This window comes from Janthinobacterium silvisoli (assembly GCF_014200725.1).
Classification (GTDB): Bacteria; Pseudomonadota; Gammaproteobacteria; order Burkholderiales; family Burkholderiaceae_D; genus Janthinobacterium.
Genome location: NZ_JACHCL010000001.1, coordinates 12,808 through 38,973, shown reverse-complemented (window position 1 = coordinate 38,973; position 26,166 = coordinate 12,808). Strand labels below are relative to the sequence as shown.

The 26,166-nt window shown below is 62.7% G+C and carries 19 protein-coding genes; 4 read left to right on the top strand and 15 right to left on the bottom strand.

What is annotated here, in order from left to right; translation table 11 throughout:
* Positions 1 to 9 precede the first annotated feature (9 nt).
* The 9 genes from HDE75_RS00145 to HDE75_RS00105 are packed head-to-tail and all read right to left on the bottom strand — an operon-like array spanning position 10 to position 10,979.
* On the bottom strand, positions 10 to 1,194 hold the full coding sequence (locus tag HDE75_RS00145) for a TIGR03088 family PEP-CTERM/XrtA system glycosyltransferase (protein WP_183678856.1): 1,185 nt from the start codon (positions 1,192 to 1,194) through the stop codon (positions 10 to 12).
* A complete protein-coding gene (xrtA, locus tag HDE75_RS00140) occupies positions 1,184 to 2,704 on the bottom strand; it encodes an exosortase A (RefSeq protein ID WP_183679349.1) in 1,521 nt (506 codons plus the stop codon). The genes HDE75_RS00145 and xrtA overlap by 11 nt, the downstream gene beginning before the upstream one ends.
* Before the next feature lie 2 nt (positions 2,705 to 2,706).
* A complete protein-coding gene (locus tag HDE75_RS00135; RefSeq protein ID WP_183678854.1) occupies positions 2,707 to 3,969 on the bottom strand; it encodes a TIGR03087 family PEP-CTERM/XrtA system glycosyltransferase in 1,263 nt (420 codons plus the stop codon).
* A 2-nt stretch (positions 3,970 to 3,971) separates the two neighbouring features.
* Positions 3,972 to 5,048 (bottom strand): FemAB family XrtA/PEP-CTERM system-associated protein, encoded by a 1,077-nt coding sequence (locus HDE75_RS00130; protein WP_221291720.1) that lies wholly within the window; start codon positions 5,046 to 5,048, stop codon positions 3,972 to 3,974.
* Positions 5,049 to 5,053: 5 nt separating this feature from the next.
* A complete protein-coding gene (locus HDE75_RS00125; RefSeq protein WP_183678850.1) occupies positions 5,054 to 5,899 on the bottom strand; it encodes an XrtA system polysaccharide deacetylase in 846 nt (281 codons plus the stop codon).
* The gene (gene wecB / locus HDE75_RS00120; protein ID WP_183678848.1) at positions 5,896 to 7,038 is read right to left on the bottom strand and encodes a non-hydrolyzing UDP-N-acetylglucosamine 2-epimerase; all 1,143 of its coding nucleotides are present in this window, start codon (positions 7,036 to 7,038) and stop codon (positions 5,896 to 5,898) included. Before wecB ends, HDE75_RS00125 begins: the two co-directional genes overlap by 4 nt.
* Before the next feature lie 12 nt (positions 7,039 to 7,050).
* Entirely contained in the window at positions 7,051 to 8,604 is a 1,554-nt protein-coding gene (locus HDE75_RS00115) for a TIGR03016 family PEP-CTERM system-associated outer membrane protein (protein ID WP_183678847.1), read from the bottom strand.
* The gene (locus tag HDE75_RS00110) at positions 8,588 to 9,430 is read right to left on the bottom strand and encodes an XrtA-associated tyrosine autokinase (protein ID WP_183678845.1); all 843 of its coding nucleotides are present in this window, start codon (positions 9,428 to 9,430) and stop codon (positions 8,588 to 8,590) included. The genes HDE75_RS00115 and HDE75_RS00110 overlap by 17 nt, the downstream gene beginning before the upstream one ends.
* 19 nt (positions 9,431 to 9,449) lie before the next feature.
* Positions 9,450 to 10,979 (bottom strand): XrtA system polysaccharide chain length determinant, encoded by a 1,530-nt coding sequence (locus tag HDE75_RS00105; RefSeq protein WP_183678839.1) that lies wholly within the window; start codon positions 10,977 to 10,979, stop codon positions 9,450 to 9,452.
* Positions 10,980 to 11,227: 248 nt separating this feature from the next.
* Here HDE75_RS00105 and HDE75_RS00100 point away from each other — a divergent pair, with 248 nt between their 5' ends.
* Both HDE75_RS00100 and HDE75_RS00095 read left to right on the top strand, forming a co-directional pair.
* Positions 11,228 to 11,848, top strand: coding sequence for an XrtA/PEP-CTERM system exopolysaccharide export protein (locus HDE75_RS00100; RefSeq protein ID WP_183678838.1), 621 nt, complete (start codon positions 11,228 to 11,230; stop codon positions 11,846 to 11,848).
* Between the two features lie 214 nt (positions 11,849 to 12,062).
* A complete protein-coding gene (locus tag HDE75_RS00095) occupies positions 12,063 to 12,809 on the top strand; it encodes an N-acyl amino acid synthase FeeM domain-containing protein (RefSeq protein WP_183678836.1) in 747 nt (248 codons plus the stop codon).
* A gap of 3 nt (positions 12,810 to 12,812) precedes the next feature.
* Here the strand turns inward: HDE75_RS00095 and HDE75_RS00090 are convergent, their stop codons facing one another.
* From HDE75_RS00090 to prsT, 3 genes are read right to left on the bottom strand one after another with little or no spacing between them, the layout of a single operon-like run.
* Positions 12,813 to 13,562, bottom strand: coding sequence for a S1 family peptidase (locus HDE75_RS00090; RefSeq protein WP_183678834.1), 750 nt, complete (start codon positions 13,560 to 13,562; stop codon positions 12,813 to 12,815).
* Entirely contained in the window at positions 13,559 to 15,988 is a 2,430-nt protein-coding gene (locus HDE75_RS00085; RefSeq protein WP_183678832.1) for a hypothetical protein, read from the bottom strand. Before HDE75_RS00085 ends, HDE75_RS00090 begins: the two co-directional genes overlap by 4 nt.
* Before the next feature lie 9 nt (positions 15,989 to 15,997).
* Positions 15,998 to 18,790 carry an XrtA/PEP-CTERM system TPR-repeat protein PrsT gene (gene prsT / locus HDE75_RS00080; RefSeq protein ID WP_183678830.1) on the bottom strand — a complete coding sequence of 931 codons (2,793 nt, stop codon included), beginning with the start codon at positions 18,788 to 18,790 and terminating at the stop codon, positions 15,998 to 16,000.
* 218 nt (positions 18,791 to 19,008) lie between these two features.
* Between prsT and HDE75_RS00075 the strand changes: the two genes are divergently transcribed.
* The gene (locus tag HDE75_RS00075) at positions 19,009 to 20,301 is read left to right on the top strand and encodes a nucleotide sugar dehydrogenase (RefSeq protein ID WP_183678827.1); all 1,293 of its coding nucleotides are present in this window, start codon (positions 19,009 to 19,011) and stop codon (positions 20,299 to 20,301) included.
* A gap of 11 nt (positions 20,302 to 20,312) precedes the next feature.
* Entirely contained in the window at positions 20,313 to 21,407 is a 1,095-nt protein-coding gene (locus tag HDE75_RS00070; protein ID WP_183678825.1) for an SDR family oxidoreductase, read from the top strand.
* Positions 21,408 to 21,440: 33 nt separating this feature from the next.
* Here HDE75_RS00070 and HDE75_RS00065 read toward each other — a convergent pair whose 3' ends face one another.
* Genes HDE75_RS00065 through HDE75_RS00055 form a run of 3 tightly spaced genes read right to left on the bottom strand, consistent with a single transcriptional unit; the run spans position 21,441 to position 26,163 of the window.
* Positions 21,441 to 22,844, bottom strand: coding sequence for a SpoVR family protein (locus tag HDE75_RS00065; RefSeq protein ID WP_183678823.1), 1,404 nt, complete (start codon positions 22,842 to 22,844; stop codon positions 21,441 to 21,443).
* Entirely contained in the window at positions 22,841 to 24,124 is a 1,284-nt protein-coding gene (locus HDE75_RS00060; protein ID WP_260174195.1) for a DUF444 family protein, read from the bottom strand. The genes HDE75_RS00065 and HDE75_RS00060 overlap by 4 nt, the downstream gene beginning before the upstream one ends.
* A 2-nt stretch (positions 24,125 to 24,126) precedes the next feature.
* A complete protein-coding gene (locus HDE75_RS00055) occupies positions 24,127 to 26,163 on the bottom strand; it encodes a serine protein kinase (protein ID WP_260174194.1) in 2,037 nt (678 codons plus the stop codon).
* Positions 26,164 to 26,166 lie beyond the last annotated feature (3 nt).

The following is a 26,166-nucleotide window of genomic DNA, read 5'->3' as shown; positions in this document are numbered from 1 at the left end:
GGCTACCTTTCAAGGGAAGGTGGAAAGCGGATCGGGTACGGGGGCGCCCGTCAGGCGATCGTACACGGCCAGGTAGGCGCCAGCCATGGCCAGCAGGCTGTGTTCGGCCAGCACCCGGCGCCGGCCGCGCGCACCCTGGCGCGGCCCCAGTTCGGGCATGCTGTAGTAATCGAGCATGGCGTCGGCCAGCATTTCTGGCGAGCGCGGCGGCACCAGGGTGCCGGTCCAGCCGGACTGCACCAGTTCGGCATTGCCGCCCACATTCGTCGCCACCACCGGCAGCCCCGTCGCCATCGCCTCGAGGATGGTGTTGGAACTGCCTTCGGCCAGCGATGGCAGCACGAACAGATCCATGGCGCGCATCAGCTGCGCCACGTCGTCGCGCGCGCCAGGCAGCCAGGCCAGGTCTTGCGCACCGGCCTGCGCAAGCAAGTCCAGGCAGGCCTGGCGGCTGGGACCATCGCCGATCAGCATCAGGCGCAGGCGCGAGCGCGCGCCCGGTTGCGCCAGCAGCAGCAAGAAGGCGCGCACCAGGTTGTCGAAATCCTTGACGGCGGCCATGCGGCCCACGCTGCCGATCACATAGGCGCCATTGCACATGAAACCCGGTGGACCGACAGCGGCGGGCGGCCCCAGGCGCGGGTGGAACTGCACGCTGTCGACCCCATTGCCGATTTGCGTGACGGTGGACGGCGCGGCGCCGATGGTGTCCACCAGCCAGGCGCCCAGGTCGGCGCTGACGGCGATGAAGTGCTGCACCAGTGGCCGCATCAGTTTGCGCAGCAGCCGGTATTTGCGGCTCTTTCCGTGCAAGTCGTCGATATCGCGCCCGTGCTCGCCATGCACGCGCAGACGCACACCGGCCAGGCAAGCGAGCAGCTGCGCTTCGATGCAGCCCAGGTTGCGCGTGTGGACCAGGCTGGGCCGCAGCTGCCGCAAGGTGCGGTACAGGCGCAGGTAATGGGCCGGGTCCTTGCCTTCGCGCTTGTCGAGGCTGATGATGTCGACGCCGCCCGCCGTCAGGCGCTGGCGGAATGTGGTAGCGCTTTTCAGGCAGACGATGGCGTGCCGGTAGCGCCCCGGCGGCATGTGGTTGATCAGGTTGACAAGGCCGTTTTCGAGCCCGCCCACATCGAGCTGGTGGATGACGTGCACGATCAGGGGTGGGACAGAGAGGTCAAGGTCAGCGTTCATGCGGCAACTCCTGCAAGCGCTGTTCGATCATGGGCAGGGCGGCCTGCAGGAAAGCCTGCAGTTGCGGGCGCGGCGGCGGCGCCAGTTCGTCGTAGGCGGTGGAAACGATCAGGTCGGCGCCATCCTGGCGCGTGCCCAGCAGCTTGCCCCTGGCCAGCAGCAGCTTGACCAGTACCGGGTTGGCCGTGGTCACGCCGCCCTGGCGGTAAAAGCGCCAGACCAGCATCCGTTCGCCGCCATGGCCCAGCATGGCTTCGCGCACGGTCAGGCCGCGCCCGCCTACCTTGATTGTGCGTTTCTGGTGTTGCAGTAAACTCCATGTCTCGCCGTAAGGCTGGGCCTGGTGTGTCAGCAGTTCCGCATCAGGCGCTTGCCGGGCAAACCAGGACAATTGCAGGTTGACCTTGCCAGTTTCCTGGCGGTAGCTGGCCAGCCATTGCAGCGGGTGGCCAGCTACCGGCGCGCGCCAGGCCGGCGGCGCTTCCAGCTTTTGCCATCCGGGTGGCGCGGCCAGCGCGAGAGGAGCTGCCGGCATCGCCGCTGCCGCCTCATCCCGGTGCAACCAGGCCAGGCCCGGCCACAGCGCCGCGATGGCCAGGCTGGCCAGCAGGACCCTGATGCTCGCCGCTGGCCGCGATGCAACGGTTGGCGTGGCTGTCGCGGCAGCGAGGGGCCGTTCGCGCCAGCGGGTGGCGCACCAGAACAGCACCAGCGCCACTAGGCCGAAAAACAGCCAGCCATAGACCAGGTGGTCGATACCCACGGCCAGGCGCATATTGCTCAGGTGGCCCAGCATGACGATCAGATAGGCGCGTACGCCATTGGCTATGATGGGCACCACCAGTGCTGCGGCCATGACGGCCAGGCGGCGGCCCCGGCTGTGGCAATTGAGATGGGCGAACAGGGCGCCCAGGGCCAGCGAGGCGATCAGGTAGCGCAAGCCGCTGCAAGCCTCGACGACGGACCAGCTGCCGCTGGGCAAATAGAAATTGCTTCCGTCGCGAAACACCGGGATACCCGTCAATTGCAGCGCGGCCACGGTAAAGCTGGCCGTGAAATCGATCAGCGGTTCGATGAAGACTTCACCAAACGGCACGGCCAAAAACAGATAGGCGAGTGGAAAGGCCAGCAGGCGCACGGCGGGCCAGCCCAGGATCGCCCACACGCAGGCCGGCAGCATGGCGGTGGCCGCATATTGTTCTACCACCTGCACGTTGGCGGCATTGGCCAGTAGCCAGGCCAGGCCGCAGCCAGCCAGCAGCAATAGTCCTGTCAGGCTCGCTTGCGGTGGCAGCACGGCCAGGCGTGCGCGCTGGCGCCAGGCCAGCCAGATACTGATGGGGACGATCAGGAAGCCGTGCGCAAAGGTTTGCGAGCGCGACCATATTTCCAGCATAGTCCAAAAGGTGGCGTGATACAGCAGCAACACCGCCAGCAGCATGGCCAGCAACAGCACCCGCGGGGTAAGGCTGACTGGCCTGGCCGCCGCGGCAACGCTGTCAGGCGTCATGCTCACGACGGTTCCTGCGTGGGTTGCGGCTGCCCGGCCTGCTGGGCGCCAGCCTGTACCGGTACACCCAGCATGGCGCCCAGGCTTTGCAGGTTGCGTTCCCAATTGTAGTCCTGCAACACCAGATGGCGGGCGGCGGCCCCCATCGCGCCCTGTGCCGTGCCTTGTTGCAGCACGCGCGTCGCATGGTGGATGAATTCGATTTCATCGCGGGCCAGCAACAGTTCCAGCCCTGGCTGCGCGACGATGCCTTCCAGTGCCTGCGGCGAGGCCAGCACGGTTTTTCCCATCGCCATCGCTTCTAGCACCTTGTTTTGCACGCCGCGTGCAATGCGCAGCGGCGCCACGGCCAGGATGGCGCCGGCGATATAGGGCCGCACATCGGGTACCGTGCCCGTCACCATCACGCCGGGTACCCTGACCAGCTCGCGCACCTGCGCCGCCGGATGGCTGCCCACGATATAGAACAGCAATGCGGGGTGGCGGTAGCGCAGGGCTGGCCATACCTGCTGCACGAACCAGCGCGCGGCATCGACGTTCGGCCAGTAATCCATGGCGCCCGTAAATACCAGCACTTGTGCACCGTCAGGGTAGGGCGAAGCGCCGGACGGCTGCCCCGGCGCGAAGTAGTCGGCATCGACCCCGTTATTGAAATGGCCCGTCTTGCGGCGCGCCAGCGGGGCGCTCAGGCGAAAAAGGTTGGCTTCTGCCTGCGAGACAAAGCTGGCGGCCGAAAATTGCTGTGCGATATGGCGCTCGTAGTGCAGCAGCATCTGCGATTCGCGCCGGTACAGCAGCGACACCGGCCAGGGCTTGCTGTCGGCATACTGGCGCCATTTGTCGGAATCGACATCGACAAAATCGATCACGCGGTGCAGCGTCCGGCCTGCGCTGCCATCGATATATTGCGCCATCGGTCCCGAATAGGCCAGCGCGTGGCGCACGCCGCCGCCCGCCAGCAGATCATTGACCCATGCCAGCAACTGTTTGTCGCGGTAATAGTGCACGCTCATCGATTGCCGCGACAACAAGGCTTGCATGGCGCGCCAGCGCGCCGCATGGCGCCGCAAGTCGATGAAGCGGGTACTGGCGCACAGGCCGGCCACCCGCCGCGTATGTTCCCAGTCTTCCTCGTTGTCGATGAAGCAGCCCAGGTGCACGCGGAAATGCCGGCTCAGGTATTGCAGGATATGCCAGGAACGTATCTTGTCGCCCTTGTTGGGGGGATACGGCAGACGGTGTGTCAGATAGAGCAGTTCGCGCATGGTCAGCCCAGTTGCCGCAAGATATGCGGTCCCAGCAGGTTGGCCAGCGGCAGCGGCAGGCGCCGCCAGGCACGGATGAACCAGCGGTATTTGGGATTGAGCGGATTGGTGTCCGGCAATGACTTGGCGGCCACCAGCTTGTAGGCGTACGGCAAGGGCTGCGCCGTAAAGCCCCAGTTTTTCTTGAAATCGTAAGCACCCGTGCCGACCTTGCTGCGGCCAAAGTCGAACAATCGATAGCCGCGTGCGCCGGCGCGCCGCATCAGTTCCCAGTACATGAAGTCGTTGGCGCCTGTGTCGCGCGCCAGCACGCTGCCGCCGCCATAATAGGGCAGTACTTCATCGCGGAAATAAAACGTCATCACGCTCGCTTGCGCCTGGCTTCCCTGGCATACGGTCATTACGCTGCAATCGTCGCCGAACACCGTGCGCAGCAAGGCGAAATGGCGGCGCGCGAAGACCGGCGTGCCCAGCCGGTGCAGGCTGCCCGCGTAGAGCGCGAAGAAGCGGTCGAGATCATCGTCCAGGCTGCTGTGCAAGCCCGCTGCGCTACCCTTGCGCACCACGGCGCGCTGCTTGCGGGGTATCGCCAGCAGATTATCCTGTTCATCTGCCTGCAGGGAGCGGCGAAAAGTCGCATACAGCGGCTTGCCGAGCCAGCCAGGCTGCTCGCTACTGTCAAGCTGATCGCGCTGGCGGTATTCCAGGTGGCCCACGTGCAATTGCTGCGCCAGCATTTGCGCCGCTTCGTCGAGCGCCAGTCGGGCGGCGCGATTGCTGCTGGCGATGCCGCCGTAGACGCAAAACGGCAGCGAGACCAGTGCGTTGCCGAATAAACGGCTGCGGATATGGGCCAGTGGCAACACGCCAACGATGTTTCCAGCTTGTTCCGCATACAAAAAATAGCTGTCATGGCCGAAGCCCTGTTCCATCACCGTTTGCCAGCCGGCCCGGTGAAAAAAGGTCGCTTCCGGACAGGTTTGCACGAAGTCGTCCCAACGGACATGGTCGTGCGCTTGCAGCCGGCGCACGTCGAGCGCGCTGGCGGGGCGGGGGGGAGCGTGGGAGGAAACCGCCATATCCATCATAGGCTCTCGAGAAAAATGCAGTCCATGCGGTCCCAGCGAAAATCGCCAGCCAGCCGCGTCAGTCTTGCTTCCATCCGCTGCAGGTTCAGGTAGTGCCGGAATCGGGTTTTCCAGCCCAGGCCGGCTGGGCGTGGTTGCCCCGGATCCAGCTCCCAGGGATGAAAATAGAATATGCCAGCTTGCCCGTCGAACGAGTTGATCCGTCGCAAGAGCCAGCGCGAGACGGGATAGGGCAGCAATCGGAAATACCCACCGCCGCCGGCTGGAAAGTTGCGGCGGCCCACACGCACGGTGCTGATCGGCAATTCCAGCACGCCATGCACACCGCGCGGGCGCCAGGCGAAACGGGGCGCATCGGGCATGCCGTAATGGTCGTGGCGGATCGGATAGATGCTGGAACTGTAGCGGTAGCCCGTTTCCTGCAAGACGTCGAAGGCCCACAGGTTGCTGCCGTTGATGGAAAAGCTGGGCGCCCGGTAACCGAGTACGGCCATGCCCGTCAATTGTTCGAGGATGGTTTTGCTCAAACGCACATCGTGCGCGAAATCGGCCCGCGACTGTTCGGACGTCCGCAAGTGGCCATAACCGTGGCTGGCCACTTCATGTCCTGCCGCAGCGATGCTGCGCAGCATGACCGGGTAGCGCTCGGCGATCCAGCCCAGGGTAAAGAAGGTGGCGTGAATCTGCCGCGCTTCCAGCAAGAGCAGGATGCGCTCGATATTGGCTTCCACGCGGCAAGGCATGCCGGGCCAGTCGGCGCGGGCGATATGCGGCGCAAAGGCGGAGACCTGGAAATAATCCTCGACATCGATGGTCAGGGCATTCGTGATGCTGGCGTTCATTGCACACCCCGCCGCTGGCTCAGCCATTGCAAGGTGGCGTCGGCGACGCGCCCGGCCGCATGGCCATCCCAGTATTCCGGGATGCGGCCCCGCTTGCCGCCTGTCTCCAGGATGTTGTGCGCCAGCGTCAGGATGGTTTCCGGCGCCGTGCCGGCCACGGTATTGGTGCCTTCGTCCACCGTGACGGGGCGTTCCGTATTGTCGCGCAGGGTCAGGCAGGGCACGCCCAGCGCCGTGGTTTCTTCCTGGATGCCGCCCGAATCGGTCAGCACCAGGCGTGCGCCTTGCATCAGTCCCAGCATTTCCAGGTAGCCCAGCGGCGGCAGCGGCACGATGGCGTGCTGCTCGAACAAGTTTTCCAGGCCCGTTTGCCGCAGCATGGACAAGGTGCGCGGGTGGATCGGAAACAGCAAGGGCAATTGCCTGGATAGTTGCACCATCGCCAGCAGCAGCGCGCTAAGGCGCCCGCCGTCATCCACGTTCGACGGCCGGTGCAAAGTCAGCAGGCCGTACGCGGGCGGGCAGGGATGGCCGTAGTTCTGCAAGGTGTTTTCAGGCGATATGGCACGCGGCAATTGCAGCAGCAGGCTGTCAATCATGACATTGCCCACAAACCGGATGCGCTCCCCGGCGATGCCTTCGCGTAGCAGATTGGCCTGGGCGCCGCTCTCGCTGGTCAGCAATAAACCGGACAGCTGGTCCGTCAGCAGCCGGTTGATTTCTTCCGGCATACTGCGGTCGCCGCTGCGCAGCCCCGCTTCGACGTGGATCACGGGCGTGCCCAGCTTGGCTGCCACCAGTGCGCAAGCCAGGGTGGAGTTAACGTCGCCCACCACCATCACCGCATCGAGTGCGGGCTGCATGGCCAGGTGCACCGCTTCGTAGCGGCGCATGATTTCCGCCGTTTGCTGCGCATGGCTGCCCGAACCCACGTCCAGGCTGATGTCGGGCGCGCGCATGCCCAGCGCAGTAAATACTTGGCCACTCATCGCCGGGTCATAATGCTGGCCGGTGTGCAGCAAGGTGACGCGCACGGTGGGCGCCTGGCGTTCCAGGGCGGCCAGGATGGGCGCCATCTTCATCAGGTTGGGACGCGCGGCGACTACGCATAGCAAGTGGAAATCGGGGCAGGCGCACATGGCAGTGTCTCCTCAGAATTGCATGGTGAGCGTGGCGCTGACGCCGTTTTCACGGAAAGCGCCGCCGCGCGTGCTGCTGTGCTGCGTATGCCGCAGCTCGATGGAGGCGGTCATTTTCGGCTTGATGGTGCGGCTGACAGCGCTGGTAAGCGTGAAATTGTTGTCGCGCCGTGGCACGCTCAGCGAACGGATGGTGGAGTAACCGGCATTGGCGCTGACGCTGTTGCGCGGCGAAGCTTGCCAGGTCCAGCCGAGATTGCTGCCCACCTGGCGCGTGCGCTCTTCGCTGCCGAAATCGAGGTCGGGCAGCAAGCCGCTGTTGATGCCGCTATTGGTTTGCGCCGTGCGGTCGACCGCATTCAGGCCAAAGACCAGCGTGCTTTTGGGCGTGGCGCGCGCCATGCTCAAGGTCAGCTGCTTTTGCAGGAAGTAGCGGTGGCTGAAGTAATTGATGGCGCCTTGCGAGCCCAGGCCGCCGGCATAGAGCAAAAAGGCGTCGATGCGCAGGCGCCGCTCGCGCGCATCGGGCACCAGGCCGGTCCATAGCTGGTCGAGCAGGCTGGCCGCGTCCTGGTTGCCCAGCCGCAAAAATTGTGCGGGCATGGTGGTGATGTCTTCGCTGTATTGCGCCGACCAGCTCGCATGGCGCTGCCGGAAAGCTGCGTCCAGGCTATACGTCTTGCCAAAGAAGCGCCGGCCGGTGCTGAAGGCCACGCTGGTGCGCGGCGATGGCGTCCACACGCCGCCCAGCGACCAGAAGCGCCCTTGCGGGTCCTTGCCTGAGCTGGAGCTATCGGCGTAGCCTTCCTTTTCCTGGCCGGCGCTGGCGGTGGCCGACCAGCGGCTGTTGAACGGATAACGCAGGCCCACGCTGCTGCGTTCCGTGCGCTGCGGCGCCAGCTTGCTGTCTTGCGTGCGGCGCGCATCGTAGCTGGCGTTCCAGCTCCAGCCGGCGCCGCGCGGCGCGCCATTGAGCAGCAACTGGACTTCATCGCTGTGCATGGACAGCAGGCCGCCGCCGCTGGAAACCGCGTTGCGCGTGTAGCGCAGCTCGGCCGTACCCAGGCTGCTGAAACGGTGGCGCAGATACGGGCTGATGGTGACGGTGCGCACCGTGCTGGCGTTTTGCGGCGGCGGCAGCCCGTTGATCACTTGCGCACCGAAGGGGGAAATACTGTGCTCGCTGATGCTGGCCGCGCTATCGAGATGGAACCAGTCCTTGAGTAGTTCGGCGTTCGCGGACGCCTGCAGTTCCTGCCTGTCGCTAGCGGGTCGGTGCTGGTAGCGGAATTGGCGCCAGGTGGCGTCCAGGTGCACTTGCAGGCGCGGGCCGGTGCCGATCAGGCCGATTGCGGGCGCAATTTCCGTGATGAAATCGGACTGCGCCTGGCCTGGCGGCGCCAGCAAGGCGTTATCGGTATAGCTTTCGCGCAGGCGCAGCGAGGGCACGGCCAGCCAGTCGACGGCACTGGCGGGAACGGGGAGCGCGATTAACAAGGCCAGCGCCAGGCCAGGCGCGCCGGCCGCAAGGGGAAGGCGGCCACCATGGCTAGTCGTAATAACCATAGTAGTCGTTGCCGGGGAAGGACCTGGTCTTGTTGTAGATCAGGTGGATGTGTTCGCACGATTCGATCTGGCGCAGCGCTTCCTTGACAGCGTGCTGGGTGGTCGTTTCCGCCTCCACCACCATCACCACTTGCCCCATCTGTCCCACCAGCGCGTGGGCTTCGCTGGTGATCAACAGCGGCGGCGAGTCGAACACGACGATGCGGTCCGCATAGCGGCTGGCGATCTCGGCCAGCAGCCGGCTCATGGCGCGGCTGGCCAGCAATTCCGTCGCATGCTTGTTGCTGCGCCCGGCAGGCAGGATGCTCAGGGTGCTGACATTGGTTTTCAGGATCACGTCGGCCATCTCCAGCTGGTCGTCGAGCAGCACATCCATCAGGCCCGGTTCCGGCGGCAGGCCCAGCACTTTCAGTACGGACGGGCGCGCCACGTCGGCGTCCACCAGCAGCACCGTGATATCCATTTCCATGGCGATGCTCATCGCCAGGTTGACGGCGCAGTAAGTCTTGCCTTCGCCGGGAATGGCGCTGGTGACGACGATCAGGTTGCCATGGCGGATGGCCTCCGGTCCGCTGGCGCGCGCCTTGCGCAGCAGCGGCCGCTTGATGATGCGGAAATCCTCGGCCACCGAGGTGCGACCGCCATCGTGCGTGACCATGCCCTGCGCCTGCAAGGTCGCCAGGTTCAGCTCGCGGTAGCGCGGCGATGCGGTATGGCCGGCCTGCTTGGCCTGGCCGGTTTGGTTAACTGCATAAGCTTGCGGCGCCTCCGCCACGTCCGCCGGCGGCAGGCTGGGTGTCTCCGGGTACTCGTCTTTGCTATCCATGATGCCTCCGGGCCTGGGTCTAGAATTTCAGCAGCGCTGCCGCCATTACGCCGCCGTACAGCAGGAACAGGCCACCAAGGCAGGCGCCAAAGCCGTAGCGGGCGCGCTTGCGGCGCACCTGCTGCACGGTGGTCCAGTTCATCGAGACTGTGCCCAGCACGCTCAAACCGGTGGCGCCGCGCAATTCGGAGGGGCTGAGGAAAGTGGGACGGATCTGGCTGATCAAGAGTGCGGCAGCGGCGCCTGCACCGAGGGCGGCCGCCATGGCTGCACTAAATAGCAAGGGCCGGTTCGGGCCGATGGGCTTGAATGACACGGTAGGCGGATCGATGATGCGGAAGGCCATCATGTCGGTGGTCGAGCTGAGCTCGCCCGACAGCTTGGCCGCTTCGCGCCGGCCGATCAGCTTTTCATAGTTATCCTTGTTGATGATGTAGTCGCGGTTCAGCTGCGCCAGCTGCGATTCCACCTCGGGCACGGCATTGCTTTGCGCCAGCAGGCGTTCATTGCGCGCATTAAATTCCTGCACCCTGGCCTTGATGGCGGCCACCCTGGCGTCGGCTTCCGTCAGCGCCACCTTCAGTTGCTGCAGCATCGGGCTGTAATTCTTGCCAGGATCGCCAGAGGCCGCGCGCAGCTTGCTTTCCTCGATCTTGCGCTGTTCCAGTTGTGCCACCAGCCGCCGCGAGGAAATGATGTCTGGATGCAACTCCGTATATTGCAGCGCCAAGCTGTCGAGATTCTTGTTGATGGCGGCAATGCGCTCGTCGAGTTCGGGATTGCTGATGGCCGAGGCGCTCGGTTCCAGGTCCAGCACCGGCTCATCGCCTTCGATCTGGCTCTGAATGGCCTTGCGTGACTGCTCCGCTTCCAGCAATTCCAGCCTGGCATTATTCAGGCTATCGGACGACATCAGCAGCTGGCTGCCGTAATCGATGCCCTGGCGCGGCAGCAGCAAGTTGTTGCGTATCTTGAAATCCTTGAGCAGGTTTTCCGCCGCGCTCAGCTTCTCTTCATAGTTCTTGATCTGTTCATCGATAAATTGCACGGCTTTTTGCGTATCGCCTTTCTTGCCCTGGAAACTGCCTTCGACAAAGATGGTCAGCAGGCTTTGCACCACGTCGCGCACAACCCTGGGCTGCCTGCCGCTGTAGCTGATGGTGTAGATGTCGAAGGCATTGGTGCCGCTGATCTTGATGCGGCTCATCAGGTCATCGAGCTGGGCTTCATGTTCGCGCACCGTCTTCGAGTCGATGTCGAGGTCGACCATGCGTATCACGCGTTCCACGTTGGGACGGCTGAGCAGGGTGCGGCTCATGATGGCCACTTGCTGTTCCGTGTTCGGCACGCTGGTCATGCCGGCCATCAGCGGTTTCAAGATGGTTTGCGTATCGACAAATACGCGTGCCGTGGTTTGATAGTCGTCGGGCAGGCTGATGACCTTGATGAAGCCGGCGATGGCCACCAGCCAGGCCACCAGCATGGCATGCCAGCGATACTTCCAGATCCCCTTGAGACTGGAAAGTAATTGCTGTATTAATTCCTCCATGTCGCAACCTCCATATCGCTTCCTTCAGGTAACAATCAATCGCTTGGTCGCGCCTATGGCCGGGAACTTTTCTCTTGTCGAGTAAGCAAAGTATAGGACTGCTTGCTAGAAAAATTTCCTCAGATGAAGGCCTCTTGATACGCCTCAAGGATCACTTGCCGCGTTTTAATAATCATAGGAAGTTCGCGGCCCAGCCTGGCTAATCCTGGCGGCCTGATGACCGCTCCATCGACTCGAAGAGGGCCCGCATGATTCCGTTTCGCCGTGCAATGCTGGGAAAGATGCTGGCCCTGGCGGCAGCGGGTGTGCTGGCGGGTTGCCGCACGCGCTACGCGCTGGCGCCATTTGACGATCCTGTTCCCTTGCACGACTACCTGATCGGGCCGGGGGACTCCGTCAATATCCTTGTCTGGCGCAACCCCGAGGTGTCGCTGACGGTGGCGGTGCGGCCCGACGGCAAGATCACCACGCCGCTGGTGGAAGACTTGCCGGCCAGCGGCAAGACCTCGACCCAGCTGGCGCGTGATATCGAACAGGCGCTGGGCAAGTTCATCCAGCAACCGGTGGTGACGGTGATCGTCACCAATTTTTCCGGGCCCTACGCGGAACAGATCAGGGTGATCGGCGAAGCGGCCAAGCCGCAGGCGCTGCCTTACCGGCTGGGCATGTCGCTGATGGATGTGCTGATCACCGTGGGCGGCATTACCGATTTTGCAGCAGGCAACAAGGCCAGCATCATCCGCGTGCGGGAAGGCAAGCAACAGCAGTTGCGCGTGCGTATCGATGACTTGCTGAAAGATGGCGATATTTCTGCCAACGTCATGATGCGGCCCGGCGACGTGCTGCTGATCCCCGAAAGCCTGTTTTAAGCTGCAGCTCCAGCAATCTTGCCAGCGCTGTCAGAAATACACTTTATTTGTCGTTTTATACTCTCCGGTAAATTAAAAGATATTTTTCTAGCCAGTTCCTGATAATTTCTTTGGTTTTTTTGCGCTCGGCGGGAACTTCTCCTGTTTTCCTCTTGTCACAAGGCATTGGCTTCAGTCCGTCTCGGCATGGACAGCCATTGATAGCGAGGACAAGATGAGCTTTGAAGATGAACCTATTATTTCTTTCGATACGCCTGGCGGCTTCAGCGACCTGGTGGTGGGCGAGGGCAGGATCGATCCTGCCATGGAGCATGAAATTGATTTGCAGCGCTTTCATATCCGCATGGCCAACTCGCGCGGACGCCGCGAAGCAGCCAGCTTGCTGATACGCAAGATGTATGGCTGGCGCGGCTATGCCGTCGATCCCGGCGTCCAGCATGCACTCAACAAGATCACCCTGTTTGCAGAAACCGCCGGCTCCACCGTCGGCACCATGACGCTCTGCCTGGACAATGACGAGACCGGCCTGCCGGCCGACGAAAATTTCCGCGACAAGCTCGATGAGTTGCGCGTGCAGGGACGGCTGCTGTGCGAACCGTCGCGCCTGGCCATCGACAAGGGCGTCAGCAAGCGCGTATTTGCCGCCCTGATTCATATTTCTTATATCTATGCCCATAATATTCATGGTTTTACCGACTACGTGATTGAAGTCAATCCGCGCCACGTGGTGTTTTACAAGCGCATGCTGGGATTCAAGGATTTTGGCGGCGAGCGCGAATGTACGCGCGTGGGGGCGCCGGCCGTGCTGCTACGACTAGATCTGGGCTATATGGGAGAGCAGATCCGCAAATACGGGGGCTTGATGGAACAACATGGGGGTGAACGATCGTTTTACCCCTTTTTTTTTCCTACATGGGATGAGCCTGGCATTACGGACCGCTTGCGCCTGGGACGTAACTGAACGCTATTGGTTTTTGAGTAGCAGCGCCTGCATGTGCAGACCTGGAATGGCATAGCTGATGCCGCTGGGCGTGCTGATGGCGCTTTCTTTCAATCCTTTGATATACACCATGTTGACGATACCGTAGACGAGACCGGTTTCAGGATCATACAAGGGGCTGCCGCTGCTGCCCGGATATGCTGTCGCATCGAGCTGGAACACAGTGTAGGGCGATTTTTGCAGCTGCGCCAGGCGCCTGGCGTCCAGCCGCTGCGCGTTTTCGCTGGGCATGACGACGGGCGTGAGCGCAGACACGGTGGCGCGGTGCGTGACGTGATGCAAGCCCAGTAGTATGCCTAGCGGAAAACCCGTGAAGGCCATGGCCTGGCCTTCGCGCACGCTGCCGGCGTCGCCCAGCTGCAGGGCAGGCAGTGGTTCCCCGGCCAGGCGCAGCAGCGCCAGGTCGTGTTCCATATCGATCGCCTGCACCTTGGCGGGGCGGAAGCGGGCGCTATCGCCGTGGCCCGTAAGGATGCCGATCTGTTCGCCCGGATTGGCGTCCAGCAATTTCTGCATCACGTGGGCGCAGGTCAGCACACTCAAGCCATCGCCGGTGACGAAACCGGTGCCGATGAAGCTGATGGCCGGCGCGCGCGTCGGTTGCAAACTGCCGATGCCGACGATCGCGGGTTTGACCCTGGCGATCACTTGTTCCAGGGTATCTGCATGGGCTGGCGTCAACATGAAGCAGAGGCATAGCAGCAGGGTTTTCATGGCGGCGCCCTTTCATGGTGCGGTAGCGGGGTGGGGCTGGCCGGCTGCAACAGTGCGACCAGTAGCAGCAGGTAAAACAGCAGGGCGATGCGCGGTACGTCGAGCAGGCTGTCGAACAGGCCCACCACCAGGAAAGCGAGGATGGCGGCCAGGATGGCCACGCTGGAGTGATCTTGCTTGCGCTGGCGCAACAAGCGGGAAGCGGCCAGTACCAGCAAACCGAGCATCGCCAGCACGCCGCACACGCCTGACTCAAGGTATAGTTGCAGCAGCAGGTTCTTGATATGCCAGGGCAAGTGATGATGGTCGCTGCTGAAAAACCAGGCATTGTTGGCGTGCGTGAATTGCCCGTTACTGATGCGTTCCAGACCATCGGCTCCACGCAGGCTGAGATTATCGATATCGATCACGGACGAGCTGGCCGTGCCGCTGGCGGCCAGTTCCAGCTGTACTGGCGGGCGCAGCAGCCAGTTGCCGGCACCCAGACCGGCGTTATTAAAGGCCAGTTCATAGTGTTGCCACTGGCCGTCGCCCGGACGCAAGCGCAAGGGAACAGCGATGCAATTTTGCGCGTACAGCAGTTGCCGCTGGCACAGCCGTACTTGCAGCACGGGCATGGCTTCTGTGCGGCGCGCGTCCATGGCCAGTACATAAGCGGTGTCCGGCAGCACGGTGATCCTTTGCAACAGTCTCAGTAATTCGCCATAACCTGCGCTATAGCCGGGGCTGGCCAGGCGCAGGTAGCGGTTACCGCCTTCATCGAGGTAGGAAATACGGGCTGGCACATCGCGCAAGGGGTTGTGCCAAAAGTACGTGGCGGGAAAAGTGCCCAGGCCCATGCCGGCAGTCTGGCTGGCCCAGTCCGACGGCATCATGTCCAGCGCTTGCCGCCAGTGGCGCAGCCGGCCCTGCAAGTCGCCGGCGCTGGTAGCGAAGCGTTCGTTGGCGTAATAGCTGGCTGAAATGGGAATCGCCAGCGACAGCAGCACGGCTGCCGCGCCTGCCAGGCTGAGGCTGCCGCGTCCCAAACGCCACAACGGCGGGCAAAGGCGGCGGTTGCCTAGCATGCAGGCGGCCAGCAGCACCGCCAGGGCGGCCGAGGGCAGGGCTGGTTTACCGGCCCAGTGCCAGCCGATCCAGGCAAGATTGCAGGCCAGCATGGTCCACGCCATCATCGCGAGGCAATTCCAGGTCTGCTTGTGTGCTGTCATCCTTGGCCATAATGCCCCGCTCAGCAGTAGTGCCGACAATAAAAACAGGAAATAAGGCGCTTTCAGCCAGCCATCGACTGCACTTGGCCATAGCATGGCCAGCAGACCTTCGATGGCCAGTGCGCACGCGACGCTGGCGGGCGCCAATCGCCACGGCAGCGCTTGTGCCGCCAGCACGAAGGAAGCGCTGAGCAGGACCACGGCAGCGAGCAAGCCACGGTAGCCGGCGGCGCTGAAGGTGGCGGCCAGGATGATGGCCACGGCGGTCGCCAGCAGCAGGGACAGCGCCGTGCGGCCGCCTCTCGCTTGTTTTTCTACACGCTGGGCCAGTGGAATACCGGTAAACGCCTGGATCAGGCCCAGCAAGCTTGCCGCCAGCATGGCTGCATACAGCCCGCGCGAAAATGTGGCCAGCGCGGCATGCAAGGTCAGCGCCAGTAGCAGCAGGGCGGCGGCGCTTTGCCAGCGCGAGCGCGCCCGCACCAGCCACAGCACGGCAATCGGCAGGGCCAGCGCCAGATAGCCATCGAGGGCGGCGCCGCCCGTATGCATGGCAGAAAACGGCGCCGTGATGCGGTAATCGCTGGACAGATTGAACAGGCCGGGAAACGTTGCCCGTTCCCACAACGCACAGCCGGCCACTAGCGCCAGGCCCGTCAATACACCGGGCAAGGCGTAGCGGCGCACGCCATGCTGATCCGCATCGCGCAGCAGCAAGGGCAGCAACAGCATGGCCCAGGCCCAGGCTTTACCCAGGCGCAAGCTGTTACAGGAACTCAGGTAATTATTGCAGGCGTTGGCGTCCAGGGGCGGCAGCGGCAGCAAGCCCCGCAGCAGCGCCGCCAGCCAGGCCAGGCAGCACAGCAGCAGCCATGCGCGGGCGGCGGGCGATATGCGCATGGAGGGGGGGCTCTTGTGCCATTGCCAGTAGCCGCAGGCGACGGTGAGCAAGAGCAGCAGGTCGATTTCTTCGAAGAAAAACCAGCCTGTCCAGGGCGCCAGGTCGAGTACAGGTAATAGCGCTGGCAGGCAAAACAGCCAAAGCGGGGGGCGCCAGCACAGCAGCAGGAAATAGATCGGCAGCAAGGCGGCGAACAGCCAGCTGGGCCAGCCGTGGCCGAATGGATAAAAACGCAGCGCGTAGACAAAGGCAGCGCCCGCCAGCAAGGCCAGCAGGCGCGCTGCCATGCTGGCCATCGCCATGCTCATGCTCATGCTCATTATCTATAGCTGGGCCAGCAAGGCTTGCGCGTCGGCCCGCTGCGGGAATTCCTTGGTGTTGGCAAGCAACTGTTCGAGTTGCTTGCGGGCTCCCGGCTTGTCGCCTGATTTCACCAGCGCCACGCCCAGGTGATACTGGATTTCCGGCGACTTCGGCGCCAGCCCGGCTGCCTTGCGCAGCAAGCTTGTGGCCCGCTTGACGTCGCCCTGTTCCAGGCTGATCCAGCCCAGGGTATCGAGTACGGCAGCATTCTCGGGCGCCAGCTTGTGGGCCTGTTCGGCCGTGGCCAGTGCGCGGCTATCCTTTTCTTGCTGGTAAGCCCAGGCCAGGTCGTTCAGCGCCACCACGTTGCCACTATCCTTGGCAATGATGTGCTGATAGTGTTCGATGGCAGCCCGGTATTGCTTGCTGGCCAGCTTGCTGCCAGCCAGGTAGCTGCGCGTGGCCATGTCGTCCGGATGCGCCGCCAGCCATTCCGCCATGCCTTGATCGGCCTGCTTGTCCTGTCCCGCCTGGCGCAGCGCCTTGTACATCTGCACCTGCAGCGGGCCGATATTGCTGATCTGAAAGGCTTGTTGATACAGCTTGAATGCCTGCTGTGGCTGCTTTTGCACCATCAGCACGTCGCCCTCCAGTTTGTAGCCAGCCGCCAGCCTGGGCCGTTGCTGCTGTATCTTGCGGGCGACGGCCAGCGCTTCGCGCGGGCGGTTCATGGCCAGTTGCAGGCTGGACTCGATCACCTGGGCGTCCAGCAGACCGGGATCAAGCACTTGCGCCCGCTTCGCGGCGTGCAGTGCGCTGGCCTGGTCGTTCAAGGCCAGCTGCAGGCTGGCGATGCGCATCTGCAAGGGCGCGGATGTGGTCTGCACTGTGGCCAGTTGCTGATAACTGTCGAGCGCTGCCTGCAGCTGGCCCGCGCTGTATTCCACCTGGGCCCGCAAGGCCAGCGCATCGACATCGCCGGGATGGCTGCTCTGTACGGTGCGCGCCAGCGCCAGGGCCTTTTGCGGCGCGCCTGTCTGCAGATAGAAGTTGCTCAGCAGCAGGACCGTCGGCAAGGCGTCCGGATTATCTGCGTGGGCTTTTTCCAGCCAGCGCTGCGCCTCGGGCAGCTTGCCCTGCGCCGCCGCCAGCTTGGCCAGCGCCGAGCTGATTCCGGCATTTTTCGGATCTTTTGCCAGGGCTGCCTCGAAGCGCTGCCTGGCCCGCTCCGGCTGCTTTTCGGCCAGATCGATTTGCGCCAGGTTGGACAGTGCTGGCAGGTAGGCGGGGGACAGGCGCAGCGCCTGCTCGAAAGCAGCGCGCGCCGCAGGATAGTCTTGCAGGGCAAGGTAGACGCCGCCTTTCAGGTTCAGCAACAGCGGATTGCCGCCTTGTTGCCGTTCCATGCTTTGCACGGCGGCCAGGGCCTTGGTATTTTCCTTGTTGCGCAGCAAGGTCAGCACCAGCATGGCGCCGGCCTGTGGCATCTTGCCATCGAGTACGGTAGCGCGCTCCAGTTCATTAATGGCGCGTCCCGTTTCGCCCATGCCCAGGCGGCTTACGCCCAGCGCTGCATGCAGCTTGGCCGTGTCGGGCGCCAGCAGGCTGGCCTTTTCAAAGTAGGCGCTGGCCTTGTCGTAGCGGCGCGCCCGCAAATGTGCTTCGCCTGCCAGCGACAGCAGTTCCACGTCGTCGGGAGCCGTTTTCAGCAGCGGCAGCAACAGGTCGATGGCTGCATCGGGGTTGCCGCGCAAGAGCTGGATCGACGCCATCATCTTGTTGGCATACAAGTGCTGCGGATAGACGGCGAGAAAGCGCTGCAGATAGCCTTCCGCCAGTTGTGGCGAGCCCAGCGCCAGTTGCACGGCGGCTGCCAGCAGCACGGCCGGCATATGCTCGGGCGCTACCTTGAGCACCAGTTGCAAGGCTTCCAGCGCCGCCTTGTTTTTGCCTTGCCGGAAATCGAGCAGCGCCTGCGTCTGCAGCAGGCCCACATTGTCGGGCGCCGTCTTGCGGGCCGCCGCCAGTTGCTCGCTCGCTTCCTTGTAACGTGTTTGCTCGATATCGAGGTTGGCCAGGTCGATGTGGGCTTGCGTATTGGTGGGCTTGAACTGAATGATCTGCGCGTAAGCCTGGCGCGCGGCGTCACGCTTGCCTTGCAGGCGCAGCAGGTCCCCCTGCAGGCGCAGCGCCTCGAGATTGGCGGGCTGATGCTTCAGCACTTGCGCGACCAGCAACTCGGCTTGCGGCACTTGCTGGTCCAGCGCGGCGATGCGCGCCAGGCCCAGCAGGGCGTCCGTCTGCCCGGGCTGGGCCTGCAGCATGCGTGTAAACAAGGCGCGCGCTTCATCCTGCCGCCCCAGTGAGAGCAAGGCTTGGCCGCGCAATGAGAGGATGGACTGCGGGCTGGACTGCGGCTGGGCTGCCTCATCGGGCAAGTCGCTCAAGACCTTGTCGAACTGGCCTTGCATCAGCCAGGCCTTGCCCAGCAAGGGCATCACTTGCCCGGCAGGCGCGCCCAGGGTCTTGGCCTTGCGCAGCTCTTTCTCGGCAGACAACACTTCGCCTGTTTCGATATAGATATCGCCCAGCAGCAGGCGTGCCTGGCTGTTTTCCGGATCTTTCTGCAAGACATTCTTCAACTGGATGATGGCGGCCCGTGCCTCGCCCTTCTGGCGGTATTGCTGCGCGTCGGCCAGCAGGCTGTCGCTGCTTTGCGTGCCATGGCAGGCGGTCAACAGACCTGGCAGCAAGATGGCGCACAAGGCCATGGCAGGCAGGATACGGTGCGAGGGCGAACAGGCCAGGGCCATGGAAATCTCCGGTGGGGACGCGCGCAGAAAAGAACGGAAAGGAAAAGGGAAGCTCTAGAGTAAAAAAGATGGGCGTCGATCTCATTGATTGCGCTCAACGGCCCGCCAATTGCCTGCCTGCCTTGCTGCCAGCAGCAGGCCTTGCTTGTTCCTGCTCAAGAATGGCTGGGCCTGCGCTCGTAGAATTTCCGAATCAGCAACGATTCGGAGCAAACACTATGGACAGGCAAGCGGGCGTGGTGGCAGTGGTAGGGCTGGGCTACGTGGGCCTGTCGCTGGCGGCGGCGTTCGGTACGCGCCAGCGTACGATAGGGTTTGACTTGTCCGAGCGCAAGGTGGAAAGCTACCGGCGCTATATCGACCCGACCGGAGAAATCAGCGAAGCCCGGCTGCGCGCCGCGCAATGGCTGAGCGTCGGCTGCGATCCGGCCGAACTGCAATTGGCTGACTTCATCATCGTGGCCGTGCCCACGCCCGTCGACAGCGCGCACAATCCCGATTTCACGGCGCTGGCCGGCGCCAGCGCCGCCGTGGGCCGCCATATGAAACGGGGCGCGATCGTCATCTTCGAATCCACCGTGTATCCGGGCGCCACCGAAGAAATCTGCATTCCCTTGCTGGAAAGCCATTCTGGCCTGCGCTGGCACGACGATTTCCACGTCGGGTTTTCGCCCGAACGCATCAACCCCGGCGACAGCGAGCACACCTTGTGCACCATCCGCAAGGTGGTGTCCGGCGACGATGCGGCCACCCTGGAACAGGTGGCGCAATTGTACGAAGGCGTGGTCGAGGCCGGCGTGCACCGGGCGTCCAGCATCCGCGTGGCGGAGGCGGCCAAGGTGATCGAGAACACCCAGCGCGATTTGAATATCGCGCTGATGAATGAACTGGCCATTATTTTCGACCGCATCGGCATCGATACGGCCGAAGTGCTGCAGGCGGCTGGCACCAAATGGAATTTCCTGCCGTTCCGCCCTGGCCTGGTGGGTGGCCATTGCATCGGCGTCGATCCTTATTATCTGACGCACAAGGCCGAAATGCTCGGTTACCACCCCCACGTGATTCTGGCCGGGCGCCGCATCAACGATGGCATGGCCAAGTTCGTGGCTGAAAAAACCATCAAGGAAATGGTGCGCGCAGGCTTCAAGCTGAAAGGCTCGCATGTGAATGTGCTGGGCCTGACCTTCAAGGAAAACTGTCCCGATTTGCGCAACTCCAAGGTAGTCGACATGATTCATGAATTGCAATCGTATGGCGTGCAAGTGCATGTGCACGACCCGGTGGCCGATGGCCACGAGGCGCTGGAAGAATACGGGGTCGTGCTGGAAAGCTGGGAACAGCTGCCGCAGGCCGAAGCGTTGATCAGCGCCGTGTTGCACCAGGCGCTGCTGGCCCGGCCGCTCAGCGACTACCAGGACAAGGTGGTGGAGAGTGGTTGCTTTATCGATATCAAGTCGCATTTTGATGCCCGCCTGCTTGAGCAGGGTGGCCTGCATGTGTGGCGGCTGTGATGGCGGCCGCGATGACGGTTAACACTGGCGCGCAGGCTTATGGCCGCGCGTGCGCGGAACTGGCCGATACGCCACGGCGCTGGCTGGTGACGGGCGTGGCCGGTTTCATCGGTTCGCATCTGCTGGAAACCCTGTTGTCTCTGGGCCAGCATGTACGGGGACTCGATAATTTCATGACTGGCCATCGGCACAATCTGGAACAGGTGCAGGCCAGCGTAGGCGAGAACGCGTGGAAACGCTTTGATTTCATCGAAGGTGATATCCGCGATGGCGACACGTGCACTGCCGCTTGTGGCGGGATCGACTTCGTGCTGCACCAGGCCGCGCTGGGCTCTGTTTCGCGCTCGCTGGAAGACCCGCTGCTGTGCCACGCCGTCAATGTCAGCGGTTTTTTAAATATGCTGACAGCTGCCCACGCGGCGAAGGTACAGCGTTTTGTATATGCGGCGTCGAGCGCCACGTATGGCGACCACCCGGCCTTGCCGAAAGTGGAATCGCAGATCGGTGCGCCCCTGTCGCCGTATGCCTTGAGCAAGTACATCGACGAGCTGTACGCGCAAGTGTATGCACGCTGCTACGGCGTCGACACGGTGGGCCTGCGCTATTTCAATGTCTTCGGCCCCCGGCAAGACCCGCTGGGCGCGTACGCTGCCGTGATTCCCCGCTGGATTAGCGCCATGCTGGCCGAACAGAGCGTACATATCTATGGCGATGGCGCCACCAGCCGCGATTTCTGCTTTGTCGACAATGCCGTGCAAGCCAATATCCTGGCCGCCACCAGCACTGACCCGGCCGCCATCAACCAGGTATATAACGTTGCCGTCAACGCCCGTACCAGCCTGACGGAGCTGCATGCATCCATGCAAGCCATGCTGCGCCTGAGCTGCCCGCAACTGTTGCCGCAAGCACCGCAGTACAGCGGCTTTCGCGATGGCGATGTGCGCCATTCGCAAGCCGATATCGGCAAGGCAGCCCGTTTGCTGGGCTACTCGCCCACGCACGATTTGCGTCAGGGCTTACGCAAAACCATCGCCTGGTATGCCGCGGCCGAACGCTTGGGGCAAGCCGATGGCGGCCAGGCGCGCGTGCTGGCGGGCCAGGCTTGATTTTGTCTGTCCGTTCTCCCGTCCTTTGCAACGCTAGGCCGGCGTTGCCCGTGCACTGCCGAGCACGCGTGCCGTACCGCGAAAGTCGGCCGTGTGCAGGGTCACGGGCCGGCGCCACACCCTGGCCACATACGCCAGCACGCGCTCAGCCTGTTCCAGGTCCAGGCCACGGCCATCGCGCTGGTGGTCGTGCCGTAGCACCAGGCTGCCATCATCGTTCAGCAAGCTGACGGCGATGCACGGTGCGCCATAGTTATATTTGGGCGCCAGGATCGCTTCGCGTATCGCGTGAATGTCGCGGCTGGCCAGCCGTGTCTCGCCGTCGCGGTGGCTTTCGTGCACAAACAGGCCCAGCTTGTCGGCCAGTTCTGCATCCAGATAGTTGCGGATAAAGCTGAAATCGTCATCGTCGCGGCAAATCTGGCGCGCTTTTTCCAGTCCCTGGCGTTCGATGATGTCTTCCCACATGCAAAAACCCAGGTGATAGGGATTGAGTGACAGTGCCAGTTGCCGCTCCCCGGCATACGGCCGCACCACGTCCGAATGCGACTTGATGGCCGACAGATATAGCGACGGTGGCAGGAAGTGTGCTTCGCGCAGCAAGCGCGCATGCCAGTAGGAGGCCCAGCCTTCGTTCATGATCTGGCAGGCATAGACAGGGTAGAAATAAAATGACTCGACACGTACGGCCAGGAAAATATCGCGCTCCCAGTCTTCCAGTTCCGGCCCATATTGCGCAATAAACCACAGCAAGTCATTTTCCGGCTGCGGCGGCAGCAAGAGGCGCGCCGTTGGCGGCGTCACCGCGGCCTGCTCACCGGGCAAATGCTGGTAGCGCTGTGAAAAGGGGGCCAGCGGTGTATCAGGCGGAGCCGATGGAGGAGGGGGGCCGGCGCTGGCCTGCCCGGCGTAGCGCGCGCGGTGCAGCGGCAGGTTGACGTCGACATGCTGCTCCAGCGCCAACGCCGCATCCAGTATGGCTTCCACCCTGTCTGCTCCATGGCGCTGCAAAGCCAGTTCGATACGGTGCGCCCGCGCCGCGCTTTCTTCCACGATGTGCGTGCCGGCCATGGTGCTGAAGCGGGTAAACAGTTGATTACGGCGGGCAAAGTCCGCGTGCCCCAGCACATGCGCCGTGACCAGGGTGTTTTCCGCTACGGAATTGCTCTGCGCCATATAGGCGTGGCATGGATCACCGGGAAACATGACTTCGAAAATATGCGAGTTGCCCATCTTTTGCTGTACCAGCTGGTGGATGTAGCGCACGCCAAACGACCAGTGGCGCATGCGTACCGGCAAGCCATAAATCGCGATTTCGGCCATGAAATGGTTCGGTACCAGCTCAAAATCGACTCGATGGAAATCGAGCCCCAGCGCCAGCGCAAGCGCTTCGATACGCGCCGCATAACTGGCCAGCGTCGCCGCTTCATCTTTCATGGCGCCTCCTGTGCGTGTTCGCCTTCGTGTTGAAAGAAGGTGCGGATGGCGCTCCAGACATCGTCTGTCTTGGCCAGGATGCTGCTCTGCAGGGGCAAGCCATGCCGTTGCTGCTCGGCACACAGGCGATGCATCTCGGTTTCCATGGTGTGCGGTGTGCCGGGAACAGTTTCCACATAGCCCATGTAATTGAGCAAGGGCAGCAGTTCGCTGAGTGCCAGGCTGGCCGCGCTGCGGTCTTCGCTGAAGTTTTCGCCATCGGAGGCATAGAACAGGTAGGCGTTGTACTGGCCAGGCGCGTAGTGTTCGTTCAGCAATTCATGAGCGAGACGAAAGGCGCCGGAAGCGATGGTGCCGCCCATGCCATTGACTTGAAAAAACTCTTCCTCCGAGAATTCCCAGGCCCGCGTGGTATGGGCGATGAAACGCGTTTCCACCCGGGCATAACTGCGGCGCAATCCTTGCAGCGCAAAGAAAAAGAATGATTTGGCCAGCCGGCGCTCGGCTTGCGCCATGCTGGCCGACACGTCCAGCACGAAGAAGACCACGGCATTCGCGCTGGGCCGTGGCTTGAGCAGCAATTGCCGAAAACGCAAGTCATCATTCGTGAAGGCGGCTGGCTGCTGTTGGCCACGTTTCTGCGTATGCTCCTGCGTACGTTTTTGCGTAGACTCTTGCGTATATTCCGGTATCTGCCCCTGTATTGCGCGCCGCTTGATGGCTTCTTTCATGGTGCGCCGCCGGTCCAGTCGCGAACGGGCGCCGTGCTTGTCCCAGCCAGCGCGTACGTACGCCACGTCGGCGATGGTACTCAGGTGGCGCGGCTTCAGGTGGGGCAGCTTCAGTTCCTCCCACAGCCAGTCCATGATGTCGTCGACGGCAAACTCCAGCAGCAAACGCAGTTCGCCTTCGCCATTGCCGCTGTCGCCTTCTGCTGGCTCCCCCTCCATGCCCAGAGGCCGCGCGGCGCGCAGGATATCGCCGGGCTGGCCTGCTCCCTGGCCTGCGCCGAGCTTGCTGCGTGGCTGCGCCAGGCGGAAGTGCGCGTGTTCCAGCAAGTGCACGGGCACTTGCACGCTACGCTGCTGGGGCCTGCTGATCAGGTCGGGGCCGGCGATCAGTTCCGGCAAGTACGCCTGCACGGCATCACGCACCTTCTGGTTATGGCGCAGCCAGTCGCGTGCACCGCGCGAAAACAGGGCATACCATGGCTGCGACATGGGCATGCCAGCGTCGCCAGCGCCCTCATCATCGGCATCTGCGCTATCTGCCTGCTGCATCATTATTCCTGTGCCAGCAAGGTGGTGACATAGTTGAGCGCTTCACGCGCGCTGTGGGCGTCATAGCCATATTCATCGACCAGGCGCTGTTCGACAGCGGAAATCTTGGTCCGTACGTCATCGTCCGGGCGCTTGGCCGAACTGACCAGGCGCAGCACGTCGCGCCGCTGTTCGAACAGGTATTGCTGTACCGCGTCATGCAGTTGCACATGGCTGCCCAGTCCAAATGGTTCACCGCGCTTGAAGGCGCCCATGGCCTTGCGTACCACTTCCTGGCGGAACGATTGCTTGCCGGAATCGGTGATATGGATTTTCTCTTCCACGGCGCGCAGGAAACGTTCATCGGGCCGCCGCTCTTCATTGGTGATCGGGTCACGGAGCTGGCGGTTGTCCAGCATCGCTTCCACTTCATCTAGATACTTGTTCAGCAAGTCCTGCGCTTCCTGCTCGAAGGACACGAACAAGGCCTTGTGCACATCGGCCTTGACCCAGCGGTTATAAAAATCCTTGCGTGTCAGTACCAGGTAATCGATCCATTTGCGCTTGCGCCGTGGCTCGATGCGCGCATCGTTCTCGATACTGTCTTTCAGGGCCAGCAGCACGTCCATGGTGGAGAGGCTGTTGCGTTGCGCGGAAATGATGGCGTGCGACAGCGCATTGATGACGAAACGGGGCGAGACGCCGGCCAGGCCTTCTTCGGGCGCCTTGTCCCTGTCGCGCAGGCGCCGCACTTCGGCCTGGTTCAAGTCTTCCACTTCTTCATCGGCGTAGATGCGCAGTTTTTTGACGAGTTCGCTTTCCTTGTCCTCGCCTTCCTGCATGCGGCTTAAAATGGCGAACACCGCTGCCGCGTGCAGCACGTGCGGGTCCAGGTGCACATTGCGGAAGGCGGGCGCGGCAGACAGGATCAGCTTGCGGTAGATACGCGCTTCCTCGCGGTAATTGAGCGTGTAGGGCACTTGCACGATCACCATACGGTCGAGCAAGGCTTCATTCTCGCTTTCTTGCAAAAACTTGCGAAATTCCGCCAGATTCGTATGTGCAAGGATGCATTCGTCCAGGTAGATCAGGGGGAAGCGCGACACCTTGACATTCTTTTCCTGCGTCAGGGTCAGCAGCAGATACAGGAACTCGCGCTTGACCTTGAGGATTTCTATCATTTCCAGCATGCCGCGGCTGGCCGCATACACGGCGCCCGACCACGACCAGGCACGCGGATCGCCTTCGTCGCCGTATTGCGCCACTTTCGACAGGTCGATGGAGCCGACCAGGTCCGCCAGGTCGGCCGTGCTGGGGTCGTGCGGCGCATAGGTACCCACGCCACAGCGGCCCGCCTCCGAGATCATGATGCGCTCGACGGGCATGCGCAAAAAGTCGCCATGGTGCTGCTCTTCGAGGCGGGCGCGGCAATGGGGGCATAATTCGCCCTGGATATCGGCGCCATAGCCGTCGCGGAAGGCTGCACGCATGGTTTGCGGCACCAGGTGCAGCGGTGATTCGTGCACGGGACAGCCCGCGATGCCATATACGGCGCCTTCCTGCGTGCGGCTGTATTCTTCCAGGCCCCGCTTGAGCAGGATCACCAGGGTTGATTTGCCGCCCGAAGGCGGACCCAGCAGCAACAGCATGCGCCGGCCCACCTCGGAACCGGCGGCCGCCGCCTTGAAATAGGCGGCCACGCGGTCGATCGCTTCATCGATGCCGAACAGTTCATCGTCGAACAAACGGCAGCGGAAATGGCCACCACTATCGGCATGGCCGCTCCAGCGCATCATGTCCCACAGGTATTGGTGTGCATTGCGGGCCAGCTGGGCGGCGCTGCCGGGCAGGATGTGCGTGACAAAATCGCTGAAGGTGCCATCCCAGCGATCTACCCGGTGTTCCGCCGTGAACGCTTCCATGCGGCGCATGAGATGGGCACGCTGCGATGTTTCATCGATAGCCGCGCCATCGGCGTAGCCATCAGCCACGTGATCGACGGTCGCGTCGCCATTTGCTGTCGCATTTGTTGTCTTTGCTGTCGTTCGAAATGTCGTCATTGC

What these genes read in the sequence shown, in the direction of transcription:
- HDE75_RS00100 (WP_183678838.1), top strand. Translation starts at nt 11,228, where the DNA reads ATGATTCCGTTTCGCCGTGCAATGCTGGGAAAGATGCTGGCCCTGGCG.
- HDE75_RS00095 (WP_183678836.1), top strand. Translation starts at nt 12,063, where the DNA reads ATGAGCTTTGAAGATGAACCTATTATTTCTTTCGATACGCCTGGCGGC.
- HDE75_RS00105 (WP_183678839.1), bottom strand. Translation starts at nt 10,979, where the DNA reads ATGGAGGAATTAATACAGCAATTACTTTCCAGTCTCAAGGGGATCTGG.
- HDE75_RS00075 (WP_183678827.1), top strand. Translation starts at nt 19,009, where the DNA reads ATGGACAGGCAAGCGGGCGTGGTGGCAGTGGTAGGGCTGGGCTACGTG.
- HDE75_RS00125 (WP_183678850.1), bottom strand. Translation starts at nt 5,899, where the DNA reads ATGAACGCCAGCATCACGAATGCCCTGACCATCGATGTCGAGGATTAT.
- wecB (WP_183678848.1), bottom strand. Translation starts at nt 7,038, where the DNA reads ATGTGCGCCTGCCCCGATTTCCACTTGCTATGCGTAGTCGCCGCGCGT.
- HDE75_RS00085 (WP_183678832.1), bottom strand. Translation starts at nt 15,988, where the DNA reads ATGAGCATGAGCATGGCGATGGCCAGCATGGCAGCGCGCCTGCTGGCC.
- HDE75_RS00135 (WP_183678854.1), bottom strand. Translation starts at nt 3,969, where the DNA reads ATGCGCGAACTGCTCTATCTGACACACCGTCTGCCGTATCCCCCCAAC.
- HDE75_RS00090 (WP_183678834.1), bottom strand. Translation starts at nt 13,562, where the DNA reads ATGAAAACCCTGCTGCTATGCCTCTGCTTCATGTTGACGCCAGCCCAT.
- xrtA (WP_183679349.1), bottom strand. Translation starts at nt 2,704, where the DNA reads ATGACGCCTGACAGCGTTGCCGCGGCGGCCAGGCCAGTCAGCCTTACC.
- HDE75_RS00055 (WP_260174194.1), bottom strand. Translation starts at nt 26,163, where the DNA reads ATGACGACATTTCGAACGACAGCAAAGACAACAAATGCGACAGCAAAT.
- HDE75_RS00060 (WP_260174195.1), bottom strand. Translation starts at nt 24,124, where the DNA reads ATGCAGCAGGCAGATAGCGCAGATGCCGATGATGAGGGCGCTGGCGAC.
- HDE75_RS00110 (WP_183678845.1), bottom strand. Translation starts at nt 9,430, where the DNA reads ATGGATAGCAAAGACGAGTACCCGGAGACACCCAGCCTGCCGCCGGCG.
- HDE75_RS00130 (WP_221291720.1), bottom strand. Translation starts at nt 5,048, where the DNA reads ATGGCGGTTTCCTCCCACGCTCCCCCCCGCCCCGCCAGCGCGCTCGAC.
- HDE75_RS00070 (WP_183678825.1), top strand. Translation starts at nt 20,313, where the DNA reads ATGACGGTTAACACTGGCGCGCAGGCTTATGGCCGCGCGTGCGCGGAA.
- HDE75_RS00065 (WP_183678823.1), bottom strand. Translation starts at nt 22,844, where the DNA reads ATGAAAGATGAAGCGGCGACGCTGGCCAGTTATGCGGCGCGTATCGAA.
- HDE75_RS00145 (WP_183678856.1), bottom strand. Translation starts at nt 1,194, where the DNA reads ATGAACGCTGACCTTGACCTCTCTGTCCCACCCCTGATCGTGCACGTC.
- HDE75_RS00115 (WP_183678847.1), bottom strand. Translation starts at nt 8,604, where the DNA reads ATGGTTATTACGACTAGCCATGGTGGCCGCCTTCCCCTTGCGGCCGGC.
- prsT (WP_183678830.1), bottom strand. Translation starts at nt 18,790, where the DNA reads ATGGCCCTGGCCTGTTCGCCCTCGCACCGTATCCTGCCTGCCATGGCC.